Below are 26976 nucleotides of genomic sequence, written 5' to 3'. Positions count from 1 at the left end.
CAGGCGAGCATGCCCACCAGGGTTCGTTCCGGGGTCCTCTCAAGTATGCCGTCAGCGGCCTGGCAACCCGCCACGACCGGCCTGGGCGTCACGGATCAGAGCGACCATGCGCTCGGCTCCGTCGCGCACGCCGACGTGCGCCGCGGCATCCGCCATGTGCGCCAGCGCGGGCTCGTCGGTGAGCAGCGGAATCAAGGATGTCCGCGCCCACTCCGGTGTGAAGTCGGCGTCGTCCACGAGCACCGCTCCCCCTGCCGAGACGACGCCGGCGGCGTTGAACCGCTGCTCCCCGTTGCCGACCGCATACGGAACGTACACGGCCGGGATGCCGAGTGCGGTCAGTTCGCTCACCGTCGCGGCTCCCGCGCGCGACACCGCGACATCCGCGATCGCCATCGCCAGATCCATGCGATCGCAGTAGTCGATCAGCCGGTAGCCGTCGACACCCGGATCGGTGAACTCGGCACCACCGCCCTGGATGTGGAGTACCTGGTACCCGGAACCCGTGAGGGCTTCGGCTGCGGCGATCACTGTCCCGTTGATGCGCCGCGCTCCGAGCGATCCACCGGTCACCAGAATGGTGCGACGGTCTTCCAGATCGAAGTAGGCGAGTGCTTCGGCGCGCGAGGCGGCGCGGTCGAGATCCTCGATCTCGCGACGCAGCGGCATGCCGACGAACCGGGCGTGCCTGATCGAGGTGTTCTCGAATGCCACGCCGACGAACGTCGTGTACCTGGCGCCGAGACGGTTCGCGAGCCCGGGCTTCGCGTTGGCCTCGTGCAGTACGAGGGGCACGTCCTCTCGATGCGCCGCGCTGTAGGCGGGAGCCGACGCGTATCCACCGAAGCCGACCACGACGTCGATGCCGCGCTCGGCGATCAGTTCGCGCACCGTTGCCACGCTCGAACGGAAGCGGCTGGGGAAGCGCAGCGCCGCGGCATCCGGTCGCCTGGGGAAGGGCAGCTTCGGGATGGTGACGAGTTCGTAACCCCTGACTGGAACGAGGCGCGACTCCAGCCCCTCCGCGGTGCCGAGCACGATCACCTCGGCGTCGGTGTCTGCGCTCCTCAGCGCGTCTGAGACGGCGAGCAAAGGATTCACGTGGCCGGCGGTTCCACCGCCGGCCATCAGATAGGACGTCATCGCAGGGCGACCTGGCGCTTCGAGGGCGACGGCGACCTGGTGAACGAGAGCACGAGACCGACCGCGAACAGTGAACTGAGCAGGGCTGTTCCTCCATGGGAGATGAAAGGCAATGGAACGCCGAGAGGAGGCAGAAGCCCGATCACGACTCCGATGTTCACCAGCGCCTGTCCGACCAGCCACACCATGACAGCGGCCGTCGTCACCCTGACGAAGGGATCATCGCTCGATCTGATGATACGGATGAAGATGAACGCCAGCGCAACGAACAGAGCCAGCACGACGATGCCACCGATGAGACCGAGCTCCTCGCCGATGACGCCGAAGATGAAGTCGGAGTCCGCCTCGGGCAGCCAGTTCCACTTCGATCTGGAGTTGCCGAGTCCGACGCCGAAGATTCCGCCCGATGCCAGGGCCCAGGTTCCCTGCAGTGTCTGGTAACCGTTGCTGTTCGGGTCTGTCGACTGCGGGTGCAGGAACGCCGTGACGCGCTCGAGACGACTCTGGTTCGTCATCACGAAGAGCCAACCGACGGCGGTGATGATCACGATGACGGCGAAGAGTTGGCGCAACGGGATGCCCGCGATGAACATCGCGCCGAGCACGATCACGGCCATGATCATGACGGTTCCGAGGTCCTGACCGGCGAGCACCAGCGCGATAGCCGCTCCCGTCACGATCATGATCGGGAGCAGCATGTAGCGCCACTGCGTGACGCGGTCCCATTTCATGGAGACGAACACGCCGAGCCAGATGATCATCGCGAGCTTGATGGCCTCGGACGGCTGGAACTGCAGTCCCCCGATGCTCAGCCAGTTCCTGTTCTGCGAGTTCCCACCGCCGAGCGGGGTCGCCACGACCAAGAGCTGCAGAAACCCGGCGATGATCAGGGCGGGCCACGCGATCCGTCGCCACAGGGACTGCGGCAGCCGCGACACGATGAGCATGATCGGGATGCCGATGGCCGCGTAGATGCCCTGGGTCACGGCATCGGGTCCGATGCCGTCGACCGAGGAGGCCGAGAGCACCATCACGAATCCGAAGACGACGAGGAACAGGGTCACGCCGAGCAGGAGGAAGTAGTTCGAGGATTCGGAGGCGAACACGCTGCCCAGGGAGATGCGCGCCGCGAAGGCTCGCCGCGAGGGTGCTGCAGCCTCGGGCTGCACTGAAATCGCCGACGCACCCGTGCGCTGTCGCGGGTTCTTGACGGATGTTCGCCGACGGGATGCTCCGCCGCCGGCCGTCTGGCTCGAAGCGGTCATCGCATCCCTCCTCGCGGATTGCTCATGCACGGCCGTTCTGCCGATGTCGGGTCCTGCCGCGCCGTTTCTCACGGACCGGAGAGATGTTCACGCACCGCCCGCGCGAATCGCTCGCCGCGATCCTCGTAGTCGGTGAACTGGTCCATCGACGCCGCCGCGGGCGCGAGCAGAACGGTGTCGCCTTCGCTCGCGAGCTGCGACGCCAAACGGACCGCTTCCGGCATCACCCTTTCAGTCTCACCGGGCTCGACGGCGAGCACGGCGAGTCGCGGCGCGTGTCGCCGGAATGCCGCGAGCACAGGCTCCCGATCGACACCGATCACCACGGCTCCAGCCAGCCTCGGCACGCTTCTGCGAACAAGATCGTCGATATCGACGCCCTTGAGCAGACCGCCGACCACCCACACCACCGAGTCGTAGGAACGAAGGGATGCCTCGGCCGCGTGCGGGTTGGTGGCCTTCGAGTCATCGACCCACAGAATTCCGTCGGACTCGGCGACGCGCTCGATGCGATGCGGGTCCAGCCGGAATGTGAGGAGTGTGTCGTGGACGACCTCGGCCGGAACGCCGAACGATCTGGCCAGAGCGCTCGCCGCCAGCACATTGGCGACCACGTGAGGAGCGGCAAGACCTGCATCTCGCAGTTCGTCCACCGTCGTGAGCTCGAGCGCCGCGGTCGCCCTGTCGTCCAGGAACGCGCGGTCGCAGAGGATGCCGTCGACGACTCCGAAGTCACTCGGGCCGGGCGAATCGAGGCCGAAGCCGATTGCGCGGGCACCTTCTTCAACGTCGGCGTCTTCGACCATCTTCAGCGTCGCCTGGTCGGCGCGGTTGTAGACGCAGGCCGCCTTGGTGTTCGTGTACACCCGTGCCTTCGCCGACGCGTACTCCTCGATCGACCCGTGGAAGTCGAGGTGGTCGTCAGCGAGATTCAGGCACACGCTCGAAAACGGTGACAGCTCGCCGCCGGCATTCCTGTTCACCCAGTGCAGCTGATAGCTCGACAACTCGACCACGAGCGCATCGAATCCCTGCGGGTCCCTGACCGCGTCGAGCACCGGAACGCCGATGTTGCCACAGGGTGCAGCGCGAACCCCTGATGCCACCAGCATCGATGCGGTCAAGCGCACCGTCGTCGTCTTGCCGTTCGTTCCGGTGACGCAGATCCACTCCGCCGCCGGCTCCACCTTGTCTCGCACCCGCCACGCCAGTTCGACGTCCCCCCAGATCGGGATGCCGGTGAGCTGCGCCCACTGCAGCACGGGATGATCGGGATGATGCCTGCCCGATGTGACGACCACGAGGTCGGGGGCGAACCTCGTCACGGCATCCGGTACCTCGTGCAGGTCGCCGACATACAGCTTCGCGCCGATCACGTCGAGAAGACGTGCACGTTCCTCATGCCGGGTCTCGGCCGCGACCAGCACCTCGGCGCCGAGTTCCGCGAGCGTGTCCGCACACGAGAAGGCCGCGACGCCGAGACCGAGCACGAGTACGCGCAGATCGTTCCAGTCGGAGCGCCAGCTGGTCAGCCCGGCGAGCCTGCCGGGGAGGTCGTTCTCAGCCATCACGTGGTTCGCGAGAGCCACTCGAGGTAGAACGAGCCGACGCCGGCGGCGACGAGCAGTCCGCCGATGATCCAGAATCTGACGACGACCGTCACCTCTGCCCAGCCCTTGAGCTCGAAGTGGTGGTGGATCGGGCTCATCCTGAAGATGCGTTTACCCCTGGTGATCTTGAAGTACGCCCGCTGCAGGATCACCGAGCCGCTCTCGATCACGAACAGGCCGCCGATCAGCACCAGCAGGAGTTCGGTGTGGCTGAGGATCGCGAAGGCTGCCAGCGCACCACCCAGTGCCAGCGATCCGGTGTCGCCGAGAAAGATCTGCGCCGGGGAGGTGTTCCACCACAGGAATCCGACCAGCGAGCCGACGATCGCGGCCGCTACGACGGCCAGGTCGAGCGGGTCGCGCACCGTGTAGCACTTGAAGAGATTGTCGGTGTCGATGGTGTCGCTGAAGCAGGACTGGTTGAACTGCCAGAATCCGATGATGATGTACGAACCGATCGCGAGGATCGACGCGCCGGTCGCCAGGCCGTCCAGCCCATCCGTCACGTTCACGCTGTTCGAGGTGGCAGTCGTGATGAGGTTGATCCAGATCAGGTACAGGATGATGCCGACGACGGGAACTCCGCCGAGAACCATGAGATCCAGCGGCAGGTCTCTGATGAAGGAGATCTGCGTCGATGCCGGGGTCACACCCTCGTTGCTCGGGAAGTTGATGGCCAGGATGCCGAACACCGTCGCGACGATCAGCTGACCGGCGACCTTCGACCACCCGCCGAGCCCGAGACTGCGCTGCTTACGCGTCTTCATGAAATCGTCGACGAATCCGACGAGGCCCAGTCCGACCATCATCAGCAGGACGAGCAGGGGCGAGACGGAGAGTCCGTCACCGCCGTTGATGAGCACGGCCGCGAAGTAGCCGACCAGGGTGGCGAGGATGATCACGATCCCGCCCATCGTGGCGGTACCGCGCTTCGCGTGGTGCGACTGCGGTCCGTCGTCGCGGATGAACTGCCCCCAGTTCAACCGGTGGAAGAGCTTCACGAACACCGGTGTCAGGAAGAGGGAGAAGGCCAGCGACAGAGCCCCGGCGGTCAGTAATGCCCTCACGAGAACAATTCTCCCAACCGGTCTCCCAGGTGACGCAGTCCCGCGGAGTTCGACGACTTCACCAGAACCGTGTCTCCTTCTTTCAACAGGGACTTCAGCAGGTCGAACGCCTCGTCCTGGCTCTCGACGAACACCGATTCACCGTCCCACGACCCTTCGTTGATCGTGGAGATGTGCATGCGACGTGCTCCGGCGCCGACGACGACGACCTGGTCGATACCGAGACGCACGGCGAGCAGACCGATGCGATCGTGCTCCGGTCCGGATGCCTCGCCCAGCTCGCTCATCTCGCCGAGCACGGCGATCGCGCGCCCGCTTGGCTCGCGCAGTTGCACGAGCGTCTTGAGCGCGGCCGCCATCGAGTCCGGACTGGCGTTGTACGCGTCGTTGATCACGGTGACCCCACCCACGCCGCCCATGACTTCCATGCGCCAGCGCTCGGCACGGGTCACCGACTGCAGTCCCGCCACGATGTCATCGATGCCGACGCCGAGGGCGAAGGCGGAAGCGGCGGCCGCCAGCGCGTTCGAGACGTGGTGCTCGCCGAGCACTCGGAAGACGACCTCACGACTGTCGCCGTTCGGAAGGTGGAGAGTGAAGGTGGTTCCGGCCCTGCTGGCGCGCACCTCCGTCGCACGCACCCGATCGGGCGCCGCGACCCCGTCGTGACCGAACCACAGCACGTCGGCGTCGGTCAGCGGGGCCATCGCCGCCACGCGCGGGTCGTCGGCGTTGAGCACAGCCGTGTCGCCGGCATCCAGATCGGTGACCATTTCGGACTTCGCGCGCTGCGTGGCCTCGATGCCGCCGAACTCGCCCGCGTGGGCGAGACCGACCTTGAGCACGACGCCGACGTCGGGCTTCGCCAGGTGGATGAGACGGGCGATGTCGCCCTCGCGGCTGGCGCCCATCTCGGAGACCAGGAATCTGGTGGTCTGCGTGACCTCGAGCATGGTCAACGGAGCGCCGACCTCGTTGTTGAAGGATGCCCGTGCCGCGACGGTCTCCGCCAACGGATGCAGAATGGCCGCCAGCAGGTTCTTCGTCGTCGTCTTGCCGTTGGATCCGGTGATGCCCACGATGCGGAGGATGCCCGCCGAACGCGCTCGATCGATCACGTGACGTGCCAAGGCGCCGAGCGCCTCCACCACGTCGGCGACGACGATCTGCGGAACATCCAACTCGAGTTCATGGTCGACGACCAGCAACGCGGCGCCGCGCTCGACCGCCTGGGGTGCGAAGAGGTGTCCGTCGGTGAACTCGCCAGGCTTGGCGAAGAACACTCCGCCTTCCACCATCTCGCGCGAGTCGGTGTACGAGAGACCGTCGATCACGCGCGCCGCGGCATCCGCAGCACCGACCACGCGCCCGTCGACTGCCGCGGCGATCTCCGCGATCGTCATGGCGATCATGCCGGCCACCCCGCTTCGCGCAGCGCCTGCTTCGTCTCCTCGCGCGCCGAATAGGGCACGTGCACTCCTGCGACCTCCTGGTAATTCTCGTGTCCTGGCCCGGCATAGAAAACGACATCGCCTTCGCCCGCGTGCGCGATCGCGGTGCGGATCGCAACCCTTTGATCGGCGATCTCCTCGACGTGCGCGCCAGGCACCGCGTCCAGCGCACCGTGGATGAGTGCCGTTCGGATCACAGCCGGATCCTCGTACCGCGGGTGGAAGTCGGTGATGATCACCTCATCGGCACCGCGTGCGGCGATCGCGCCCATGTCGGCACGCTTCGTCGCGTCGCGGTCGCCGTCTGCGCCGAAGACCATGATGATCCGTCCGGCCGTGACCTCACGCAGGGAGGCGAGGATGCGCTCGAACGCGTTCGGTGTGTGCCCGTAGTCCACGAAGACGACGGGGCCGGAGTCGCCGGAGACGCGCTCGGCGCGTCCCGGGATGAAGGCGTCGATGCCGCCGTCACGCGTCAGGACATGGCCGATCGCCTCCAGGTCGAACCCGGATTCCACCAGCATCACGATGGCCAGCGCGGCGTTCGCCGCCATGAACGAGCCGAGCATGGGGATGCTCGTCGTCAGCGACCGCCCGTCGGGCCCGGAGAGCGTGAACTCGGTTCTGTCGATCGCGAGCTCGCCGAGCTCGAGGGTCCAGTCGGCTGCGACACCGGATACCGTCGCCAGCGTTGTGACGGGAATGCGGGATTCGTCGGCCAACCTGCCGCCCCACTCCGTGTCGACCGTGACGACACCGCGCGCCGCGCGCTCAGGCTCGAAGAGGGCCAGCTTCGCCCGGTAGTACTCGTTCATCGACGCGTAGTCGTCGAGATGATCGTGACTGAGGTTCGTGAATCCGACGACGTCGAACACGATGCCGTCCACGCGGTGCCTGCTCAGAGCCTGGGCCGACACCTCGACAGCTGCGGCGCGCACCCCGGCCTCGCGCATGCGTGCGAGCAGCCCGTGCAGTTCGCTCGCCTCCGGGGTCGTCAGCGAGCTGGTCACCGCGACGTCGCCGATGCGCCGCTCTGCGGTGGAGCTGAGACCGGCACGCACGCCGATCTGGGTCAGGATCGCCGTGATCAGGTAGACGACGCTGGTCTTGCCGTTGGTACCCGTCACGGCGAAAAGGGTCGCCGGATTCTCGGCCGTGCGATACACCCAGGCGGCGACATCGCCGAGAGCCGCCCTCGGGTCGTCTGTGACGAGCACGGGGATGCCTGCGGTCGCCGCGAGCTCCGCGCCGACGGCATCCGTCAGCACTGCGGCAGCCCCCGCCTTCGCCGCGTCGGCGGCGAACGATGCACCGTGCACGCGTCTGCCGGGAAGACCGACGTACAGGTCGCCGGGCTCGACGGCCTTCGAGTCGACGGTGACGCCGCTCACCTCCGCCGAATCGACGCGCTCCGACGTCTCGAACCCGAAGTCGGCCGCCAAACGCGACAGCGACCGGAGGACGGGATGTTCGGGGCGCAACATCGCTGTGCCCGTTCCGGTCACGTGACTCACTTTCAGTAGGTATCCGGGTAGTTCGCCGGTGCGGCCGTCGAAGGCTGCACCCGGAAGTCCTTGAGCACCTGGCTCATCATCGTTTTGAACAACGGCCCGGCGGCGCGGGACGATGTAATCGTAGTCGGGAAGCCGATGTTGATCGAAACCACATACTGCGGATCGTCGACCGGGGCGACACCCATCACCGACACGTAGTAGTTGGGCAGATAGCCTCCGTTGCCGTCGGGTTCCTGCGCCGTGCCGGTCTTCGCTGCGACGATGTAGCCGGGGATCTGCAGGTTCGGCAGCGTCGAGATCGGTCCGCCCTTGAGCACGTTCTCCAGCATGTTCAGCACCTCTTTGGATGCCTTCGACGAGACGACCCGCGTGCCCTTCGTCGAGGGGGTGTCGGTCATCGTGCCGTTCGCCTGCTTGCAGCCCTCGACGAGCGTGAGCGGCACCCGCACCCCGCCGTTCGCGAGCGTCTGGTATGCGCTCAGCATCTGCGCCGAAGTCGTCGTGACACCCTGCCCGAACGTCGTCGCGTATTTGGTCTGTGCGTCCCAGCTGGAAGGGGACGAGAGTTCGCCGGTTATCTCGCCGGGAAACCCGGTACCTGTTGTACTGCCGATACCGAACTTCTTCAGGTACTCGTAGCGCTTCTGGTCGCTCATCTTCGTGCCGAGCAGCGACATGCCGACGTTCGACGACTCGGTGAGCACGCCCGTCATCGTGAGATTCTGCGGGTCGTGGTACTCGTCGTCGCGCACTTCGACCCCGTTGCCCGGCTCGAGCAGATCGGGCGCCACGACGTGCGAGTCGGGCGTCGCCGTTCCACTGTCGATGAGTGCGGCGGCGGTGAGCGGCTTGAAGATGGACCCGGGCTCGTACTGGTTCTGGAACATCATGGCGCCCCAGTAGTTCGTGGCAGTGCCGTCCAGATTGTTGGGGTCGGCGGAGGGGTATTGCGCCGCCACCTTGATCTTGCCGTCCTTCACACTGGCCACGCTGATCATGCCGAACTGCGCTCCGAGTTCGGGCACGATCTGGGCGAGCTCCTGCTGGGCGAACCACTGCAGGTCGGGGTCGATCGTCGTCACGAGCTCACCACCGTCCTTGGCAGCTTTCTGCACGACAGTGCTACCGGGAATCGTCACCCCGTCTTCACCGGTCTGATACGTTTCCTCGCCGTCGTGACCGGTGAGGCACTTGTTCTCCTCTTTCTCCAAACCGGCCTGAGCTGTGCCCTCGCCGTTGAGGAATCCGAGGATGTTGCCCGCGACCGCGCCGTCCGGGTAGATGCGCGACTGGTAGCTGGTCGAATTCAGCCACGGGATGTTCAGCGCCTGGATCTTCTGGTATTCGGCTGCGTCGACGCCACTGACGACCGGGGCGTACTGCGAGTCCTTGTTCTTGGCCAGCGCCGACTCGATGGGACCCGTGATGTCGGCCGGCTTCTGCCCGGTGATCGCTGCGATCTGCGCCGCCGCCCACTCCATCGTGACCGTCACGTCCTTGCCGTTCAGCTTCTGCTTATACGACTTCTTCGCGTACTTGGGCGTCGCGATGAAGTTGTACCTGGTCACGCTTCTGGCCAGCACGGTTCCGTCGGAGGCGACGATCGATCCGCGACTACCGGAGATCACCGACGTGGTGCCGCGCCGCTCGGCAGCCTGCCGCTCGAGCGTGCTGGCATGCACCACCTGGATGTCCACGAGCCTCACGACGAACACGGCGACGAGCGCCATGATCACGAAGACTGCCAGCGCCGTCCGTCGACGATGGGACTTCGCGGTCGTCATTCGGGCCACCTCAACGTAGAAGGATCAGTGCGTCGACGGCGCAGGCAGCGCCCCGGTCCACGGTACGGGTGTGCTGTCCGGCTTCGCCTCATTCGTCGTCGGTGTGGTCGAATCGGTCGCAGTGGAGCCCGTGCCGCTTGTCTTCGTCGAACTCGACGATCCCTTGCCGGACTGGAGTTCGGAGTTCAGCGCGTTGGCGACGAGTTCACTGCCGCTCGCGGCTCCTGCCGCCGAAGCTGCGGCGGGCGACCCGATCACCACTCCGTCGGAGAGACGCAGATAGACGGGCGTCCCGTTGTTCACCATGCCGAGTGCTGCGGCCTTCGCTGCCAGATTCTGAGGAGACGACAGCACCTGCACGTCCTCCGATGCCTGCTGGTACTGGCGCGCCAGGCTGGCCTTCGTCGACTGCAGCGACTCGATGCGGTAGGCACCCTGCGAAACCCCGATCGACAGCAGCAGCTGTGTCACGACGACCACCATCACGGTGAGCACCGCCAAGGACGCATAGAACAGCTTGGGTCGGGCACGTCGAGACACCCGAGGGAGCGCCTCGAGATGGGAGGTTCGCTTCTCCGACGGCGACCGTCGTGCGGGAAGCACGGATGCGATCGGTGCGGTCGCCTGGCTCATCTGATCCCCCTGATGCGTTCCGCCGCGCGCAGCCGTACGGGGATCGAGCGCGGATTGCGCGCACGCTCCTCGTCGTCTGCCAGCTCGGCCCCCCTGGTCAGCAACGTCACTTCCGGCTTGTGCTCCGGCAGCTCGACCGGCAGTCCGGCCGGTGCGGTCGACGTGGCTTTCGCCTGCAGCGCACGTTTGACGATCCGGTCTTCGAGCGACTGGAACGACATGACGGCGATTCGTCCGCCGATCCTCAGAAGATCGACGGCACGCGGAATCGCCAGCTCGAGCACGTCGAGCTCGTGGTTCACCTCGATGCGCAGCGCCTGGAAGACGCGCTTGGCCGGATGCCCGGCTCTGGACAGCGCCGCCGGCGTCGCATCCTGAATGATCGCCACCAACTGGGCCGACCTGGTGATCGGCTGGGCCGAGCGGGCGCGCACGATCGCCCTGGCGTACCTCGCGGCGAGCTTCTCCTCGCCATAGTCGAGGAAGATGCGCCGCAATTCGTCTTCGCTGTAGTGCGCGACGACCGTCTCCGCTGTCAGCTCCGACGTGGAGTCCATGCGCATGTCGAGCGGAGCGTCCTTGGAATACGAGAAGCCGCGATCCACCTGATCGAGCTGCAACGACGACACCCCGAGGTCGAACAGCACGGCGTCGACGGTGGCATAGCCGAGCGATGTGACGGCATCGCTGATTCCGTCATAGACCGTGTGCACGACGCGTAAACGATCGCCGAATGCCGCCAACCGCCTGGATGCGAGCGCGATGGCCTCGGTGTCGCGGTCGAGCGCGACGACGGTGAGCCGGGGAAAGCGAGTGAGGAAAGCCTCGGTGTGACCGCCGAGGCCGAGCGTGGCATCCACGAGCACCGGCGCCACGGTGTCGAGAGCGGGCGCGAGCAGTTCCACGCACCGTTCGAGCATCACAGGCACGTGGATCTCGCTGGGATCGATGGAGGCGACCATGGCTGTACGGGGCGTGGCCCCTGACGCCGGATCCCCATCCACACGCCACCTGACACCGGGGAAGTGCATCAGGGTGCGATCGGTGTGGCTGGGAGTCCGGCGCCAGGCGCTAGAACAGCCCCGGGATCACCTCCTCGGCCGTGTCCGCGAACGAAGCTTCGTTCTCGGCGAGGTAGGCATTCCACGCGGCGGAATCCCAGATCTCCGCGCGATTGCCTGCACCGATCACGGTGAGTTCCCTCTGCAGCCCGGCGTACGTCCGCAGAAGCGGTGGGATCGTCACACGGTGCTGCTTGTCGGGGATCTCGTCGCTCGCACCCGAGAGGAAGACACGCAAGTAGTCACGAGCCTGCTTGCTCGTGACCGGCGCCTGCCGGATCTTCTCGTTCAGCGACTCGAACTCGCGACGAGAGAAGACATAGACGCATCGTTCCTGGCCACGGGTCATCACGAGTCCTGACTCGAACTCGTCACGGAACTTGGCCGGGAGGATGATGCGCCCCTTCTCGTCGAGCTTGGGGGCGTAGGTACCAAGGAACATCGGCTCCTCCCCCGTCGATCTGTGTCGCGAGCTGGCGACATCCTCCACTTTACTCCACCTTCATCCACAGAGGACTAGAAGATGACGAATTCACAGCATAGCTCTGCCCGAAATCCGTTGAAAACACTGGCATGTTCGTGGTGGAGGGCGGTGAAGGGGTGCAAGCCTTCAGGCAGAGCTGCGGCGTGTCGGTTGCGAGCGGCCACGGTCGACGAAGCGTCCGACCAGTGCACGGCGTCCGACATGAAAAAAGCCCGCCGAATCGGCGGGCTCGAAGTGGAGCAGAGGAGATGTCAGCTCAGTGCGGTGGCATCGGGGAGGTGAGTGGAGGAAAAACGCGAGATCGTCAACGCGGGCTCTCAACGCGAGCCGGAAACGCGACCAACTCAGTGATCGCCGTCCTGACGCTTTTCCCATCGCTCGTTGAGTTTGTCCATGAAGCCCGGCTGTGTCGACTTCGCCTGAGGCTTCTGCTCCGTCGGCGCTGCGGCCGCTGCACGCTTCACGCGGCTGGGCGTTATCGCCAACAGCACGCCGGCGAGCATCAACACGAAGCCGAGAATGCCAACGACGATCAGTTGAAGAAACACCCCGGTCAGCAGAACACCGACGCCCACTACGGCGAGCAGGATGCCCAGAACGACCGACCGATAGCTTGGACGTACGCGCACCCCGCCGACCTTTGCGACGAAGTCGGCGTCGTTCTGGTAGAGACTGCGCTCCATTTCATCGAGGAGGCGCTGCTCGTGCTCCGAAAGCGGCATCCTTGTCCCCCTCAGGCTTACGAGAATGACGGTGTGTAACTACTGATTCTAGTCTTGCTACCGCAGCTAGGCTAGGCGAGTGGCCGAAAGTAACCGACTGATCGATCTTGTCGACGACCGACTCGGACACTTTCTCGAAACGCGCGAACCTATTCTGTTCTCCGTTGCCCCGGACACGGAGCCGTTGACTGCCTTCTCCCGGCAGTTTCTCAGTGGAGGCAAGCGTTTCAGGGCCCTGTTCTGCTACTGGGGCTTCAAAGCAGTACACGACGCCCGCTCGCCACGCGAACCGGACCGACTCGATCCTGTGATCGGTACCGCCGCGGCGCTCGAACTGTTCCACGCTGCAGCTCTCATCCACGACGACATCATCGACCGCTCCGACACCAGGAGGGGGGCGCCGTCTGCGCATCGCAGGTTCGAGACGCTGCACCACGAAAACGGATGGGACGGCTCGGCCGCCGAGTTCGGGACGGGGGCAGCGGTTCTGCTCGGGGACCTGCTCCTCGGATTCAGTGACGACCTGCTGGCCGAAGCGCTCGCCGACGACGTTCCTTCCGAGCGAGCGCGAGGCGTGCGGCGCGAGTTCGGGCAGATGAGAGCCGAGGTGATCGCCGGTCAATACCTGGACATCCTCGAAGAGAGGTCGTGGCGCACCGGCGCCGAGGATCAATTGCTGCCCCGTGCGGAACGCGTCATCGTCTACAAGTCGGCCAAGTACAGCGTGCAGGCACCCCTGGTCATCGGTGCCCTTCTGGCAGGCGCCAACCTCGGACAGCTGGATGCCTTGCGCGACTTCGGACTGCCGCTCGGCATCGCCTTCCAGCTGCGCGACGACGTGCTCGGCGTGTACGGCGATTCCACCGTGACGGGCAAGCCGAGCGGCGACGATCTGCGCGAGGGGAAGCGCACGGTGCTCGTTGCTCTTGCGCGGCACGCTCTTCCGGCATCGGCCAGACGAGTGCTCGACGAGCTGCTCGGCGATCCCGACCTCGACGAAGAACAGGTCCGCATGCTGCAGAGCACGATCTCGGCGTCGGGCGCCACCACGGAAGTGGAACGCATGATCGCCCTCAACGTGGATCGCGCCGTTCGGGCCCTCGACGAGGTCGACCTGGCGGACGCCGCGGTCAACCACCTTCGTGATCTCGCCCGGTCGGTCACCGACCGTGTTGCTTGAGCACGCGCCGATAGGCGCTGGGACTCACGCCAGCGCTTGAGCCACCCGTCGAACCTCGGCCTTGCGGCCGGCGCGTAGAGCGTCGATCGGCGCGGCACCGAGGCTGTCCTCGGTCTCGAGCAGCCAGTCCATCGCCTCGTCGTCGCTGAACCCGTCGTCGGCCAGCACGATGAGGGTGCCGCGCAATTCGCTCAAGGGTTCACCGTCGACGATGAAGTCGGCCGGTATCTTCAGCACGCCATCCACACGTGCTCCCAGCAGATGCCTGTCTTCGAGCAGCCGATGGACGCGACCGACGCCGACGCCGAGCACCTCCACGAGCTCGGGGACGGTGAGCCAGGTTCTCTCTTCTCGATTGGTCACAGGTTGGGGATCGGGGTTCGCCACCCACCTAGAGTGCCACGGTCGGCACGCATTCCGCACTCGCACGTGCCCCATTCGTTACCGTGTTCTACCGGGGCGCCCGGCGACTGATCCGTAGACTCGACGGGTGACCGCGAGCCAGCCAGATCCGATGCTCGGCCGTCTCATCGACGGCCGGTATCAGGTGCGCTCGCGCATCGCCAGAGGTGGGATGGCGACCGTCTACCTCGCCACCGACCTGCGCCTGGAGCGCAGAGTGGCGATCAAGGTCATGCACGGTCACCTCGCCGACGACGCCCAGTTCAAGAACCGATTCGTGCAAGAGGCGAGGTCGGCGGCACGCCTTGCGCACCCGAACGTGGTGAGCGTGTTCGACCAGGGGCAGGACGCCGACATGGCGTATCTGGTCATGGAGTATCTGCCTGGCATCACCCTTCGCGACCTGTTGCGCGACTACGGCAGGCTCACCGCGGAGCAGACCATTGACATCTCGGATGCCGTGCTCTCCGGCCTTGCCGCGGCTCACCGCGCCGGCATCGTGCATCGTGATCTCAAGCCCGAGAACGTGCTGCTCGCCGACGACGGCCGCATCAAGATCGGCGACTTCGGCCTCGCCCGCGCGGTGACCAACAGCACGGGAACCGGTCAGGCTCTACTCGGCACGATCGCCTACCTCTCCCCCGAGCTCGTCACCCGCGGCGTCGCCGACGCCAGGAGCGACATCTACGCGCTCGGCATCATGATCTTCGAGATGCTCACCGGCGAGCAACCCTTCAAGGGTGAGCAGCCGATGCAGATCGCATATCAGCACGCGAACGACTCGGTGCCCGCCCCGAGCAGCCTCAACCCCGAGGTTCCCCGTCAGCTGGACGAGCTGGTCCTGTGGGCGACGGCCAAGGATCCCGCTGACCGCCCGGCCGACGCCGGCGTCATGCTCGAACGACTGTTGGAGGTGGAGCGCGAGCTACGGGCGGGTGCGGGTGAAACCGCCGTGCAGCCGACGCTCGTGTTGGCGGACGCCGCCATGGCGGCGTCCGATTCCGACACCCAGATCATCCCTCCAGCGGCGTCGGTGCGCCCCGAAGCATCGGCGACCGACGCGGTGGCCGCTCTGGCCAAGATGAGCCGAAAGCGTTCGGCACACGGATGGTGGCTGATCACACTGGTGCTCGTGCTCGCCGCCGTCGCCGGCGGCACCGGCTGGTACTTCGGCGCAGGTCCGGGCGCGCTGGCGACCGTTCCGACCGTGAACGGATCGAGTCTCGCGAACGCGAAGACGGCGCTCGCCGATGTCGGGTTCGCGGCGGCATCCGACCAGGTCTACTCCACGACAGTCCCGACCGGCACCGTCGTGTCGTCTTCGCCCGGGCAAGGGGCGAAGGTCGCTAAGGGCGCCAAGGTGACACTGCACGTCTCGCAGGGACCGCAGCCGATCACGATTCCGACACTCGCCGGCCTCAGCAAGGCCCAGGCGCAGAAGGCGATCACCGACGCGCACGCCGTCGTTGGAACGGTGGACGAGCAGTTCAATTCCGATGTGACAAAGGACAACGTGATTTCGGCCGCGAGGGCGGAGGGCGACAAGGGCGATCTCTCGCACGGTGGCTCGTACTTCGACGGCATGAAGGTGAACCTCGTCGTCTCGCTCGGGGCCGTTCCCGACGTCACGGGCAAGACACTCTCCGACGCGCAGTCAGCACTCAGTGCGGTCGGCTTGAAGGGTGTGACGGGCTCGGAGGAGTACAGCGACTCGGTCGAGAACGGGAGCGTGATCAGCGCGGCACCGCAGAATGAGGGTCCGACCACGGTCGGCGACACGATCCTGCTCGACGTTTCGAAGGGACCTCAGCTCTTCTCCGTGCCGAATGTGGTCGGCATGACGAGAGATAAGGCGAAGAAGGCGCTCACCGACGCGGGGTTCGTGCCAGAATATTCTGCCTTCTGGGACGCGGTCCCAGATGCCCTCACGAAGGTGCAGTCTCAGTCCCCCGACTCGACCACGCAGCAGACCAAAGGTACGAAGATCAACCTCGGAATCACTGCTGCCGGCTAGCTCCTCGATTACCGTCCCGTCAGCGAGCGCCGAGCTCCTCGGCGACCAGGAACGCGAGTTCCAGCGACTGCATGTGATTGAGCCGGGGATCACACAACGACTCGTACCGCGTTGCCAGGGTCGCCTCGTCGATGTGCTCCGATCCGCCGAGGCACTCCGTGACGTCGTCACCGGTGAGCTCGACGTGAATTCCGCCCGGGTTCGTGCCCGCAGCCCGGTGTGCTTCGAAGAACCCTTTGACCTCGTCGACCACGTCCTCGAAGCGTCGCGTCTTGTAGCCGGCGGGGGTCGTCAGGCCGTTCCCGTGCATCGGATCGGTCACCCACAGGGGCGTGGAGCCGTGATCCTTGATCGCCTCGAGGAGAGGCGGCAGAGCATCCCTGATCGTGCCTGCTCCCATGCGTGTGATGAAGGTCAGCCTGCCGGGTTCGCGTTGAGGGTCGAGCTTGTCGATGAGCCGGAACATGTCGTCGACACTGGTCGAGGGGCCGAGCTTGATGCCGATCGGATTGCGCACCCTGCTCAGGAAGTCGACGTGCGCTCCGTCGATCTGACGGGTGCGCTCGCCGATCCAGACGAAGTGCGCCGACGTGTTGTAGGGGGTGCCCGTGCGCGAGTCGATGCGCGTCATCGGACGCTCGTAGTCCATGAGCAGCGCCTCGTGGCTCGAGTAGAACTCCACGCGCTTGAGCTCGTCGAAGTCGGCGCCCGCCGCCTCCATGAACTTGATGGCCCTGTCGAGTTCGCGAGCGAGGCCCTCGTACCGCTGATTCGCCGGATTCGCGGCGAAGCCCCTGTTCCAGCTGTGCACCTGTCGTAGGTCGGCGAAACCGCCCTGGGTGAAAGCGCGGATGAGGTTCAGGGTGGAAGCCGCGGTGTGATAGCCGCGCACCAGTCGCTGGGGGTCCGCGGTGCGGGACCGCTCCGTGAAATCGTAGCCGTTGACCATGTCGCCGCGGTAGGCGGGAAGCGTTACGCCGCCCCTGGTCTCTGAATCGCTGGAGCGCGGCTTGGCGAACTGGCCTGCCATGCGGCCCATCTTCACCACGGGCACCGAAGCCCCGTAGGTGAGCACGACCGCCATCTGCAACACCGTCTTGACGCGGTTGCGGATCTGATCCGCAGTGGCTCCCGCGAAGGTCTCCGCGCAGTCGCCGCCCTGCAACAGGAAGGCCCTGCCCTCCGCCGCAGCAGCGAGACGCGCACGCAACTGATCCACTTCGCCCGCGAACACCAGTGGGGGCAGGGTGGCGAGCTCTTCGGATGCCGCACGTGCGGCGTCCGAGTCCGGCCACGTCGGCTGCTGCTTCGCCTCGAGCGTGCGCCAATGGTCGAGACCGGCGATCACGGACTCATCGGCAGGAACGACGGGATCGGAGTGGTCGAGCAGCACGGGGTTCCACTTCTACGGGCTTCGTAAGGGGCGATCCGCCGCGACGCGGCGCGATCGTCAAGCCTACCTGGCCACGCTCGGGCGGCGCTCCTTGACCGTGGACGCGTAGACGTCGTCGTACTCCTGGCCGCCGAGACCGTGCAGCGAGTAGGTGATCTCGTCGGTGATCGATCGGAGGATGAACCTGTCGCTCTCGAGGCCCTCGAAGCGCGAGAAGTCGAGCCGGTCGCCGAAGACCACACCGACGCGGCGGATACGCGGAATCTTCGTGCCGATCGGCATGATCTCCTGCGTTCCCACCATGACGACCGGCACGACGGGAACGTGGCCCTCGAGGATCATGCGTGCGACACCCGTGCGTCCGCGATAGAGCCTGCCGTCAGGGCTGCGCGTTCCTTCTGGATAGATACCGAGGATTTCGCCTCTAGCCAGGACGCCGAGCCCAGTGTTCAGGGATGCTTCGGATGCCGGACCGCCACCTCTGTCGATCGGCAACTGTCCCGTGGCCTTCATGAAGGTCTTGGTGAGCCAGCCGGACAGACCGCGCCTGGTGAAGTAATCGCTCTTCGCAAGGAACGAGACATGCCTTCCGACCACCAGTGGAAGAAAGATGGAGTCGATGAACGAGACGTGATTGCTCGCGAGGATCACAGCCCCGTCCTTCGGCACATTCTCAAGACCGACCACCCACGGGCGGAAGATCGCTCGAAGGGCTGGGCCCGCGATCACGAACTTCAGCAGCCAGTAGAACACCGTCGACGCGCCCCTTCGTTAGCGTGCAGGAGCAGCCTAGCGGCTGACGGCGTGCAGTCTGGCGAGGTCGGCCGCGCCGACGACACCCGCGTCGTTGACAAGCTCGGCGATGCGGAACTCGGGCTCGGGGTGATACCCACGCGCCGGCAGATTCTCGAGATACGCCTGGCGGATCGGGTCGAGCAGCAGTTCGCCGGCCTGTGCAACTCCCCCACCGAAGACGAACATCTGGGGGTCGAGCACGGCGCCGAGGCTCGCGCTGGCCTGTCCGAGCCAGTCTCCGAGCTGCCGCAGAGCGGCGAGCGCGCCAGGGTCGCCGACCTGGATGAGATCGCTGATGTCGTGGCCGCCGAGTTTTCCCTTGCGCGAGCGCGCGTCGGCGAGTGCCTGGCCGATGCCGCCCTGGTCTGCGAGCTCGTTGGCGTAACGCTGCAGCGCCCTCCCTGAACCGTACTGTTCGATGCAGCCGCGGGCTCCGCAACCGCAGAGCAGGCCGCCGGGAACGACCCGCATGTGCCCGACTTCTGCGCCGGCGCCGAATCCTCCGCGGAACAGTCGGTCTTCGCTCACGATCGCTCCGCCGACGCCCGTGCCGATCGTCAGGATGACCATGTCGCTGACCAGTCGACCGGCGCCGAATCGGAACTCCGCCCATCCCGCCGCGTTGGCATCGTTCTCGATCACGATGGGGATGTCGACCCGCGCTTCGATCTTCTGCCGCAAGGGCTCCTCGCGCCACGCGATGTTCGGCGCGTAGTACACCGTGGACTGAGCTGCATCGATGAAGCCGGCCGCAGCCACGCCGGCACCGACCGGGTCGGCATCGATGCTCAACCGATCGATCATCGCGACAACAGCGTCTTCGATGCCGATGGTCTCCTTCGGCGTCTCGACACGATCCTCACGCGAAATGGCGCCCAGCTCATCGACGAGAGCGCCGGCGATCTTCGTGCCCCCGATATCGATTCCGATCGCGTGCACGCGTGACTCGCCTTTCGTCGTGGATGGGAGTGACCGTCTGAGCAGTCGGCCGATGCAGCATAGAGTGTACTGGTTGTATCGGTACCGAAGGAGCTACCCGTGAACCATGCCGAAACGCCCGCCGCAGTACCCGCCGATCCGAACGCGAACGCGGCGGATCTGCTCGTGGCACGAGCAGCGGAGACGCCGGATCAGGTGATCTTCGCCAAGCCCGTCGGTGATGGCTGGCTCGACGTGACGGCCGCGCAGTTCGAGGCCGAGGTCGTAGCGCTGGCGAAGGGTCTCGTCGCTGCAGGCGTCGGCCCCGGAGACAAGCTCGGGATCATGTGCCGCACGCGATACGAGTGGTCTCTGATCGATTTCGCCACCTGGTACGCGGGAGCGGTTCTGGTGCCGGTCTACGACACGAGCTCGCCGATGCAGGTGCAGTGGAATCTGAGCGACTCTGGCGCCAGTGCCGTCTTCCTCGAGACGCCTGATCACTTCGCCCGTTTCGACGAGGTCGCCGCCGACCTCCCCGCGATCCGCAACGTGTGGCAGATCGAACTCGGGGATCTCGACAAGATCGTCGCAGCGGGCGCCGACGTTCCCGACGAGGAGATCGTGCGGCGCAGAGGACTCGCCAACGCGGCCGACCTCGCGACGATCATCTACACCTCGGGTTCGATGGGAAGGCCGAAGGGATGCGTGCTCACGCACGCGAACTTCGTCGAACTGTCGCGCAACTCGGCCGTCGCCTTGCACGAGCTCGTCGAGGACCCGCGCGGGGCATCCACTCTGCTGTTCATTCCTCTGGCGCACGTCTTCGCTCGGTTCATCTCCGTTCTCTCCGTTCACGGTGGCGTGCGCGTCGGCCACCAGCCGGACACCCGCAATCTGCTGCCTTCGCTCGGCACGTTCCGCCCGAGCTTCCTGCTGGCGGTCCCCCGCGTGTTCGAGAAGGTCTACAACTCCGCTGAACAGAACGCGGAAGGATCGGGCAGGGGCAACATCTTCCGCAAGGCCGCGGGCGTCGCGATCGACTATTCGAAGGCTCAGGAGTCTGGCGACAAGATCCCCGTCGGCCTCAAGCTGCAGTACGCCCTGTACAACCGGCTCGTCTACTCCAAGCTGCGCGCTGCGATGGGCGGCAACGTGCGGTACGCCGTCTCCGGGTCCGCTCCGCTCGGGGCGCGTCTCGGCCACTTCTTCCACAGCATGGGCATCAAGGTGCTCGAGGGCTACGGACTGACCGAGACGACGGCCCCCGCGACCGTGAACCTTCCGCAGCACTCCAAGATCGGAACGGTGGGCGTTCCGCTCCCCGGGGTCGAGATTCGTATCGAGGACGACGGCGAGATCCTGGTCAAGGGCGTCGACGTCTTCAAGGAGTACTGGAAGAACCCGGAGCAGACGGCGGAGTCGTTCGAGGGCGACTGGTTCAAGACCGGAGACCTCGGCACCCTCGACGACGAGGGATTCCTGACGATCACGGGTCGCAAGAAGGAGATCATCGTCACGGCCGGCGGCAAGAATGTCGCCCCGGCCGTTCTGGAAGACCCGATCCGTGCGAACCCGCTCGTCGGTCAGGTGGTCGTCGTCGGCGATCAGAAACCGTTCATCGGATGCTTGATCACACTCGACACCGAGATGCTCCCGACCTGGCTTGCAAACAACGGCCAGGATGCCTCGATGCCGATCGAGGTCGCGGCCAAGCATCCTGCAGTGCTCGCCGAGCTGCAGAAGGCCGTCGATACCGCGAACGCGCACGTCTCTCGCGCGGAGTCGATCCGAAAGTTCATCGTATTGCCGATCGAGTTCACGGAGGCGAGCGGTCACCTCACGCCGAAGCTGAGCATCAAGCGCAACGTGATCCTGAAGGACTTCGCCGCCGAGGTGGAGAGCCTCTACTCGAACGCTCCCGCCACAGAGGGCTTCTCGCTGCGGTAGGCCGCCGCACAGTCTTGTGCGCCGGGCTGGGACGGGCGCCCACTTTCGCACCGCAACACGCTCCACGATTCGGCGGCTTCGCCGGCGAATCATCCGGGCCATTCACCCAGCCCGACAGCGGTGCGCCCGGCAGGGACGGGCGCACAAAACAACTCAGAACCACTCGCTCTCGCGCACCGCGCGCATGGCGTCTCGGCGGTGTTCCGGCAGCAGTCGTTTGAGATAGACGATTCCGTCGAGGTGGTCGGTTTCGTGCTGAAGGGCCTGTGCGAGCGTTCCCGTGCCTTCGACGATGACCTCGTTGCCGTCCAGATCGGTGCCGCGCGCCTTGGCGTAGGGATGTCGGGGCGTCGGAAACCAGAGGCCGGGAACCGACAGACATCCCTCATCGATCTCGGTCTTCTCTCCGTCGAGTTCGATGATCTCGGGGTTGATCAGGTATCCGACGACGCCGTCGACGTTGTAGCTGAACGCGCGAAGGCCGACCCCGATCTGGCAGGCCGCGACTCCCGCCCTGCCTTCCACCTTGACGCTGTCGATCAGGTCTGCGACGAGGCCACGGACACCGTCATCGATGCGGTCGATCGGATCGGAGACGGTGCTGAGTACGGGGTCGCCGTAGAGACGGATCGGACGGTCTGGCATCCGTCGATCCTATCGACGTCGTAGACCCGCTCAGGCTCAGCGGCTTTCGGGCAGACCCTCAACGACGAGCGCCGCGAGCACCCTCGCTGCATGACGCGTTGCGGGCTGCAGCCGGTGATAGTCGATCGAGGCGCCCGCCGCGAGCCGTGGGTCGTACGGGATGCGCACGACGTCGCGCACCCGTGACTGGAAATGCGCTTCGATCTCCTCGACGTTGACGAGGTGAGTGCCCTGGGTTGCCGTGTTCAAGGCGATGACTGCGTTGCGCACGAGTTCGCCGTATCCGTTCGCCTCGAGCCAGGTGAGCGTCTCCGAGGCGAGTTTGGCCTCGTCGACGCTGCCGCCGGACACGATCACGACCGCGTCGGCGCGCTGAAGGGTGGGCCGCATGACGGAGTGCACGATGCCGGTTCCGCAGTCGGTGAGCACGATCGAGTAGAACCGCGACGCCAGATCGGCCACGACGTTGTAGTCGTTCTCGTTGAACGCCTCTGACAACTGCGGGTCGGTGTCGGATGCCAGCACATCGAGCCGGGTCACGTCGCGTGAGACCAGGGTTGAGAAGTCGGTGTACCCGGTGATGGATGCCGCGCGGTGCACGACGTCACGCACCGTGGCATCCGTCTGCCTCGCCACGCGCTCCGACAGGGTGCCACGATCGGGATTCGCGTCGATGGCGACGATGCGATCGTCGCGCATGTCGGCCAAGGCCATGCCGAGCAGAGCCGTGACGGTCGTCTTTCCCACTCCGCCCTTGCGTGTGAGCACGGGAACGTAGCGTGCGCCGCCCTCGAGCGGTCGCTGGATGCGCCGGTCGAGCTCCTTTCGCGCTCGCACCTTCGGCGAGTCGCCGAGATTGACCAGCCCGAACGTCGCGCGGTAGAGGGCGAGCCGTCCGCCGCTCTCAGGCGCCGGTCTTCCGAAACGGCCGGGGACGAGGAGACGGTCTGCTGTGAGCATCGCAGAAGATTCCGGAGTCTCCGCCACTTCGCCGGTGCGCCGACCGCGGCGGGAAGGCTGGCGCCATCCCCCTGACAGGTCGACCTCAACCTGTTTCGGCAGCGGGTGACGAATGGGCGGCAACGGCTCGGTGCGCACAGGATGCGCCGTGACGATGGTCACTGAGGCCGTCTGCGCATGCGACGGTCGCGAGGGGTCGATCGTGATGTCGTCGATCGCGACGGCGCTCTCTTCGGCCGGCGGAGGGGTTTGCGGTGCTGGCGGCAGGTCCACCACAACGTTGATGCTGCCCGACTCAGTGACGACGATCTCACGCCCGTCGAGGCTCTCCTCGTCGGGATCGATCGATTCGATGTCTGATTCGTCCGTGACGACTGGTGGAGCGGACTCGTCAATCGTCTCAGGCGGATCCGCCTCCTTCGTCGCCGTGCCCCTCACGGTTCCGCTCTTCTTGCTGCTAGCAGCCACGAGCGCCTCCCCCTTGCGTCGAGTGCCCAGTTTATCGCCGGGTGCCTCCGCGACGGGGAGTCAATGCACGTGCCCCAAATGGGGGTGATTTCGCGGTGACACGCCTCAATCGGGTGAGACGACCACCAGAAGGTCTCCCGCGTCGACCTGCTGGGTCTTCGGCACAGCGAGTCGCGAGACGACTCCGGCGACGGGCGACGCGATCGCCGCTTCCATCTTCATGGCCTCGATCGATGCGACCGGAGTGCCCGCCGCGACCCGATCGCCGACCTGTACCTGCACCGTGATCACACCGGAGAACGGGGCGGCGACGTGGCCGGGGATGGAGGCATCCGCTTTCTCGGCGGCCTTCGCCTCGACGGTGACCGAGCGGTCACGCGCGAACACCGGGCGAAGTTGACCGTTGAGTGTGGTCATCACGGTGCGGATGCCCTTGTCGTCGGCCTCGCCGATCGCCTCGAGACCCGCGTAAAGGCGCACGCCGCGACCCAGCCGGATCACGTGCTCCGTGCCGGGCGTGAGCCCGTAGAGATAGTCGCTGGTGTCGAGCACCGAGACGTCGCCGAACAGTTCGCGTACCTGCTCGAACTGGCGTGCCGGCGCGGGGAACAGCAGCCGGTTCAGCGTCGACCTGCGCGTGACGGAGTCGCCGGCAAGGCCATCACGCTCGTCTGCGGTGAGGTCGGTGACGCCAACGCGCACCGTCTTGCCCTCGAGCACCTTGCTTCTGAACGGCTCCGGCCATCCGCCCGGCAGGTCGCCGAGCTCGCCCGCCATGAAGCCGACGACCGACTCCGGAATGTCGTACTTCTGCGGATTGGCTTCGAAGTCCGCAGGGTCGGCATGCACGGCGGCGAGGTGCAGCGCGAGGTCGCCGACGACCTTCGACGACGGCGTCACTTTGGGGATGCGACCGAGAATGCGGTCGGCGGCGGCATACATGTCCTCGATCAGTTCGAAATCCTCCGCCAAGCCGAGCGCCTTGGCCTGCTGCCTGAGGTTCGACAGCTGACCACCGGGGATCTCGTGCTTGTACACGCGTCCCGTTGGGCCGGGCACACCGGACTCGAACGGTGCGTACAGCCCGCGCACGGCCGCCCAGTACGGCTCCAGATCGGTCACGTTGCTCAGGGGGATGCCCGTGTCACGCTCGGTATGTGCAAGAGCCGCGACCAGGGCGGATGCCGACGGCTGGCTCGTCGTACCCGCCATGGGCGCGCTTGCGACGTCGACCGCGTCGGCTCCGGCCGCACTGGCTGCGATGAGGGTGGCCAGCTGACCGCCGGCGGTGTCGTGCGTGTGCACGTGCACCGGGAGATCGAACCTCTCACGGAACGACCGCACGAGAAGCTCGGCTGCACCTGGCCGGAGCAGACCCGCCATGTCCTTGATCGCGAGCACGTGCGCACCCGACTCGACGATGCTCTCGGCGAGCTTCAGGTAATAGTCGAGGGTGTAGAGGTTCTCCGAAGGGTCGAGCACATCGCCCGTGTAGCAGACGGCGACCTCTGCGACCGCGGTTCCCGTAGCGAGGACCGCGTCGATGGCGGGTCGCATCTGGCTGACGTCGTTGAGTGCGTCGAAGATGCGGAAGATGTCGACGCCGGTGGCGGCGGCCTCGCGCACGAAGGCATCCGTCACTTCGGTCGGGTACGGCGTGTAGCCGACCGTGTTGCGGCCGCGCAGGAGCATCTGGATGTTGATGTTCGGCAGGACCTCGCGCAATGACGCGAGTCGCTCCCACGGATCCTCGCCGAGGAATCGCAGGGCGACGTCGTAGGTCGCACCGCCCCAGGCCTCGACCGACAGCAGCTGCGGCGTCAACCTCGACACATAGGGCGCGACGGCCAACAGATCTCTGGTGCGCACGCGCGTCGCCAACAGCGACTGATGAGCATCGCGGAACGTGGTCTCGGTCACCGCGAGGGCGGTCTGGGCACGCAGCTCGCGGGCGAATCCCGCCGGACCGAGTGCGAGCAGCCGCTGCCGCGAACCGTCTGGGGCCGCCGCCTGCAGATCGATCGCAGGAAGCTTCGTCGCTGGATCGGCGACCTGCGGCCGCTGACCGTTGGGCTGGTTGACGGTGACGTCGACGAGCCAGTTCAGAAGCTTGGTTCCACGGTCTTTCGAGACTCGGCCGCGCAGCAGCTGGGGGCGCTCCTCGATGAACGACGTGCTCAGGTCGCCTGCGACGAACGACGAGTCGTCGAGCACGGCCTGGAGGAACGGGATGTTCGTTGCGACGCCCCTGATGCGGAACTCGGCAAGTGCGCGCCTGGCACGTTGCACCGCCGCGCCGAAGTCGCGGCCACGGCACGTGAGCTTGGACAACATGGAGTCGAAATGCGGGCTGATCTGTGCGCCCGCCGCCACGGTGCCGCCGTCGAGGCGGATGCCTCCGCCTCCGGGTGAGCGATACGTGGTGATCGTTCCGGTATCCGGCCGGAAACCCTGTGTCGGGTCCTCCGTCGTGATGCGGCACTGAATGGCGGCGCCGTGCAGCTGGATGTTCTCCTGTCGCAGCCCCAGTTCAGCGAGCGTCTCCCCCGCCGCGATGCGCATCTGCGACTGCACGAGGTCGATGTCCGTCACCTCTTCTGTGACGGTGTGCTCGACCTGGATGCGCGGGTTCATCTCGATGAAGACGTGCTGGCCTGCTCGCTCCCCCACCGTGTCGAGCAGGAACTCCACGGTGCCGGCATTGACGTAGCCGATCGACTCGGCGAAGGCGATCGCATCCCGGTACAGCGACTGCCGTATGTCGTCCTGCAGGTTCGGTGCCGGCGCGATCTCGAGCACCTTCTGGTGGCGACGCTGCACCGAGCAGTCACGTTCGAAGAGGTGCACGGTGTGACCGGAGGCATCCGCGAGCACCTGCACCTCGATGTGCCTCGGCCGGAGCACTGCCTGCTCGAGGAACATCGTCGGGTCGCCGAAGGCGCTGTCCGCCTCGCGCATGGCCTCCTGCAGCGCCGGCCGCAGTTCTTGAAGCGTGTTGACCCTCCGCATGCCTCGACCGCCGCCGCCGGCGACGGCCTTCGCGAAGACGGGGAAGCCGATCGCCTCGGCACTGGCCAGCAGTTCGTCGATGTCGCGCGACGGTGCTGACGACGCCAGCACCGGAACTCCGGCGGCGATGGCATGCTCCTTGGCCGTGACCTTGTTGCCCGCCATGCGGAGCACGTCGGCGCTCGGTCCGATGAAGGTGATGCCCGCGGCCTCGGCGGCCTCCGCCAGTTCGGGGTTCTCGGAGAGGAATCCGTAACCGGGGTAGATGGCGTCGGCGCCGGCTTCTTTCGCCACCCGGACGATCTCGTCGACATCGAGGTAGGCGCGCACCGGATGCCCCGGCTCGCCGATCTCGTAGGCCTCGTCGGCCTTGAGCCTGTGCATGGAGTTGCGGTCTTCATACGGGAACACCGCGACGGTCTGTGCGCCGAGTTCGTACGCCGCGCGGAACGCACGGATGGCGATCTCCCCGCGGTTCGCGACCAGGATCTTCTTGAACATTCAGACC

General features: G+C 66.0%; 21 protein-coding genes. 3 read left to right on the top strand and 18 right to left on the bottom strand.

Annotated elements, in window-relative coordinates; translation table 11 throughout:
* Positions 1 to 51: 51 nt before the first annotated feature.
* The 11 genes from MJ603_RS06530 to MJ603_RS06480 form a co-directional block, all read right to left on the bottom strand.
* Positions 52 to 1143: a glycosyltransferase gene (locus MJ603_RS06530; protein WP_243062887.1), complete on the bottom strand. Its 1092-nt coding sequence runs from the start codon at positions 1141 to 1143 to the stop codon at positions 52 to 54.
* A complete protein-coding gene (gene ftsW, locus MJ603_RS06525; protein WP_243062886.1) occupies positions 1140 to 2408 on the bottom strand; it encodes a putative lipid II flippase FtsW in 1269 nt (422 codons plus the stop codon). The genes MJ603_RS06530 and ftsW overlap by 4 nt, the downstream gene beginning before the upstream one ends.
* Positions 2409 to 2476: 68 nt before the next feature.
* Complete coding sequence (gene murD, locus MJ603_RS06520; RefSeq protein ID WP_243062885.1) at positions 2477 to 3976, bottom strand: UDP-N-acetylmuramoyl-L-alanine--D-glutamate ligase; 1500 nt, start codon at positions 3974 to 3976, stop codon at positions 2477 to 2479.
* Positions 3976 to 5085 carry a phospho-N-acetylmuramoyl-pentapeptide-transferase gene (mraY, locus tag MJ603_RS06515; protein ID WP_243062884.1) on the bottom strand — a complete coding sequence of 370 codons (1110 nt, stop codon included), beginning with the start codon at positions 5083 to 5085 and terminating at the stop codon, positions 3976 to 3978. Before mraY ends, murD begins: the two co-directional genes overlap by 1 nt.
* On the bottom strand, positions 5082 to 6497 hold the full coding sequence (gene murF, locus MJ603_RS06510; RefSeq protein ID WP_243062883.1) for a UDP-N-acetylmuramoyl-tripeptide--D-alanyl-D-alanine ligase: 1416 nt from the start codon (positions 6495 to 6497) through the stop codon (positions 5082 to 5084). The genes mraY and murF overlap by 4 nt, the downstream gene beginning before the upstream one ends.
* Entirely contained in the window at positions 6494 to 8041 is a 1548-nt protein-coding gene (locus MJ603_RS06505) for a UDP-N-acetylmuramoyl-L-alanyl-D-glutamate--2,6-diaminopimelate ligase (protein ID WP_374230871.1), read from the bottom strand. The genes murF and MJ603_RS06505 overlap by 4 nt, the downstream gene beginning before the upstream one ends.
* Before the next feature lie 11 nt (positions 8042 to 8052).
* Positions 8053 to 9834: a penicillin-binding protein 2 gene (locus MJ603_RS06500; protein WP_243062881.1), complete on the bottom strand. Its 1782-nt coding sequence runs from the start codon at positions 9832 to 9834 to the stop codon at positions 8053 to 8055.
* A gap of 24 nt (positions 9835 to 9858) precedes the next feature.
* On the bottom strand, positions 9859 to 10467 hold the full coding sequence (locus MJ603_RS06495; protein ID WP_243062880.1) for a hypothetical protein: 609 nt from the start codon (positions 10465 to 10467) through the stop codon (positions 9859 to 9861).
* Positions 10464 to 11429: a 16S rRNA (cytosine(1402)-N(4))-methyltransferase RsmH gene (rsmH, locus tag MJ603_RS06490; protein ID WP_279238922.1), complete on the bottom strand. Its 966-nt coding sequence runs from the start codon at positions 11427 to 11429 to the stop codon at positions 10464 to 10466. Before rsmH ends, MJ603_RS06495 begins: the two co-directional genes overlap by 4 nt.
* 109 nt (positions 11430 to 11538) lie before the next feature.
* On the bottom strand, positions 11539 to 11970 hold the full coding sequence (mraZ, locus tag MJ603_RS06485) for a division/cell wall cluster transcriptional repressor MraZ (RefSeq protein WP_243062879.1): 432 nt from the start codon (positions 11968 to 11970) through the stop codon (positions 11539 to 11541).
* 386 nt (positions 11971 to 12356) lie between these two features.
* Positions 12357 to 12734 (bottom strand): DUF3040 domain-containing protein, encoded by a 378-nt coding sequence (locus MJ603_RS06480; RefSeq protein ID WP_243062878.1) that lies wholly within the window; start codon positions 12732 to 12734, stop codon positions 12357 to 12359.
* Between the two features lie 79 nt (positions 12735 to 12813).
* Between MJ603_RS06480 and MJ603_RS06475 the strand changes: the two genes are divergently transcribed.
* Positions 12814 to 13914, top strand: coding sequence for a polyprenyl synthetase family protein (locus MJ603_RS06475; RefSeq protein ID WP_243062877.1), 1101 nt, complete (start codon positions 12814 to 12816; stop codon positions 13912 to 13914).
* 24 nt (positions 13915 to 13938) lie between these two features.
* Here MJ603_RS06475 and MJ603_RS06470 read toward each other — a convergent pair whose 3' ends face one another.
* Positions 13939 to 14277, bottom strand: a complete 339-nt coding sequence (locus MJ603_RS06470) for an Rv2175c family DNA-binding protein (protein WP_243062876.1) — start codon at positions 14275 to 14277, stop codon at positions 13939 to 13941.
* A 127-nt stretch (positions 14278 to 14404) separates the two neighbouring features.
* Between MJ603_RS06470 and pknB the strand changes: the two genes are divergently transcribed.
* The gene (pknB, locus tag MJ603_RS06465) at positions 14405 to 16330 is read left to right on the top strand and encodes a Stk1 family PASTA domain-containing Ser/Thr kinase (protein WP_243062875.1); all 1926 of its coding nucleotides are present in this window, start codon (positions 14405 to 14407) and stop codon (positions 16328 to 16330) included.
* Positions 16331 to 16349: 19 nt separating this feature from the next.
* Here the strand turns inward: pknB and MJ603_RS06460 are convergent, their stop codons facing one another.
* The 3 genes from MJ603_RS06460 to MJ603_RS06450 all read right to left on the bottom strand — a co-directional run bounded on the left by MJ603_RS06460 (position 16350) and on the right by MJ603_RS06450 (position 19457).
* On the bottom strand, positions 16350 to 17720 hold the full coding sequence (locus MJ603_RS06460) for a class II 3-deoxy-7-phosphoheptulonate synthase (protein ID WP_279238973.1): 1371 nt from the start codon (positions 17718 to 17720) through the stop codon (positions 16350 to 16352).
* 66 nt (positions 17721 to 17786) lie between these two features.
* Positions 17787 to 18476, bottom strand: coding sequence for a 1-acyl-sn-glycerol-3-phosphate acyltransferase (locus MJ603_RS06455; protein ID WP_243062874.1), 690 nt, complete (start codon positions 18474 to 18476; stop codon positions 17787 to 17789).
* A 36-nt stretch (positions 18477 to 18512) separates the two neighbouring features.
* Positions 18513 to 19457 (bottom strand): ROK family glucokinase, encoded by a 945-nt coding sequence (locus MJ603_RS06450; protein WP_243062873.1) that lies wholly within the window; start codon positions 19455 to 19457, stop codon positions 18513 to 18515.
* A gap of 99 nt (positions 19458 to 19556) precedes the next feature.
* Here MJ603_RS06450 and MJ603_RS06445 point away from each other — a divergent pair, with 99 nt between their 5' ends.
* A complete protein-coding gene (locus MJ603_RS06445; RefSeq protein WP_243062872.1) occupies positions 19557 to 21386 on the top strand; it encodes a long-chain fatty acid--CoA ligase in 1830 nt (609 codons plus the stop codon).
* Between the two features lie 153 nt (positions 21387 to 21539).
* Here the strand turns inward: MJ603_RS06445 and MJ603_RS06440 are convergent, their stop codons facing one another.
* The 3 genes from MJ603_RS06440 to MJ603_RS06430 form a co-directional block, all read right to left on the bottom strand.
* Complete coding sequence (locus tag MJ603_RS06440) at positions 21540 to 22031, bottom strand: peptide deformylase (RefSeq protein WP_243062871.1); 492 nt, start codon at positions 22029 to 22031, stop codon at positions 21540 to 21542.
* 36 nt (positions 22032 to 22067) lie between these two features.
* Positions 22068 to 23459 carry a MinD/ParA family protein gene (locus MJ603_RS06435; RefSeq protein ID WP_243062870.1) on the bottom strand — a complete coding sequence of 464 codons (1392 nt, stop codon included), beginning with the start codon at positions 23457 to 23459 and terminating at the stop codon, positions 22068 to 22070.
* Positions 23460 to 23564: 105 nt separating this feature from the next.
* Positions 23565 to 26969: a pyruvate carboxylase gene (locus MJ603_RS06430; RefSeq protein ID WP_243062869.1), complete on the bottom strand. Its 3405-nt coding sequence runs from the start codon at positions 26967 to 26969 to the stop codon at positions 23565 to 23567.
* Positions 26970 to 26976 lie beyond the last annotated feature (7 nt).

Origin of the sequence: Humibacter sp. RRB41 (genome assembly GCF_022761015.1) — a bacterium.
Taxonomy (GTDB): domain Bacteria; phylum Actinomycetota; class Actinomycetes; order Actinomycetales; family Microbacteriaceae; genus Humibacter.
Note: the sequence above shows the minus strand (reverse complement) of the source record. Positions and strands in the feature narration are given on the sequence as shown.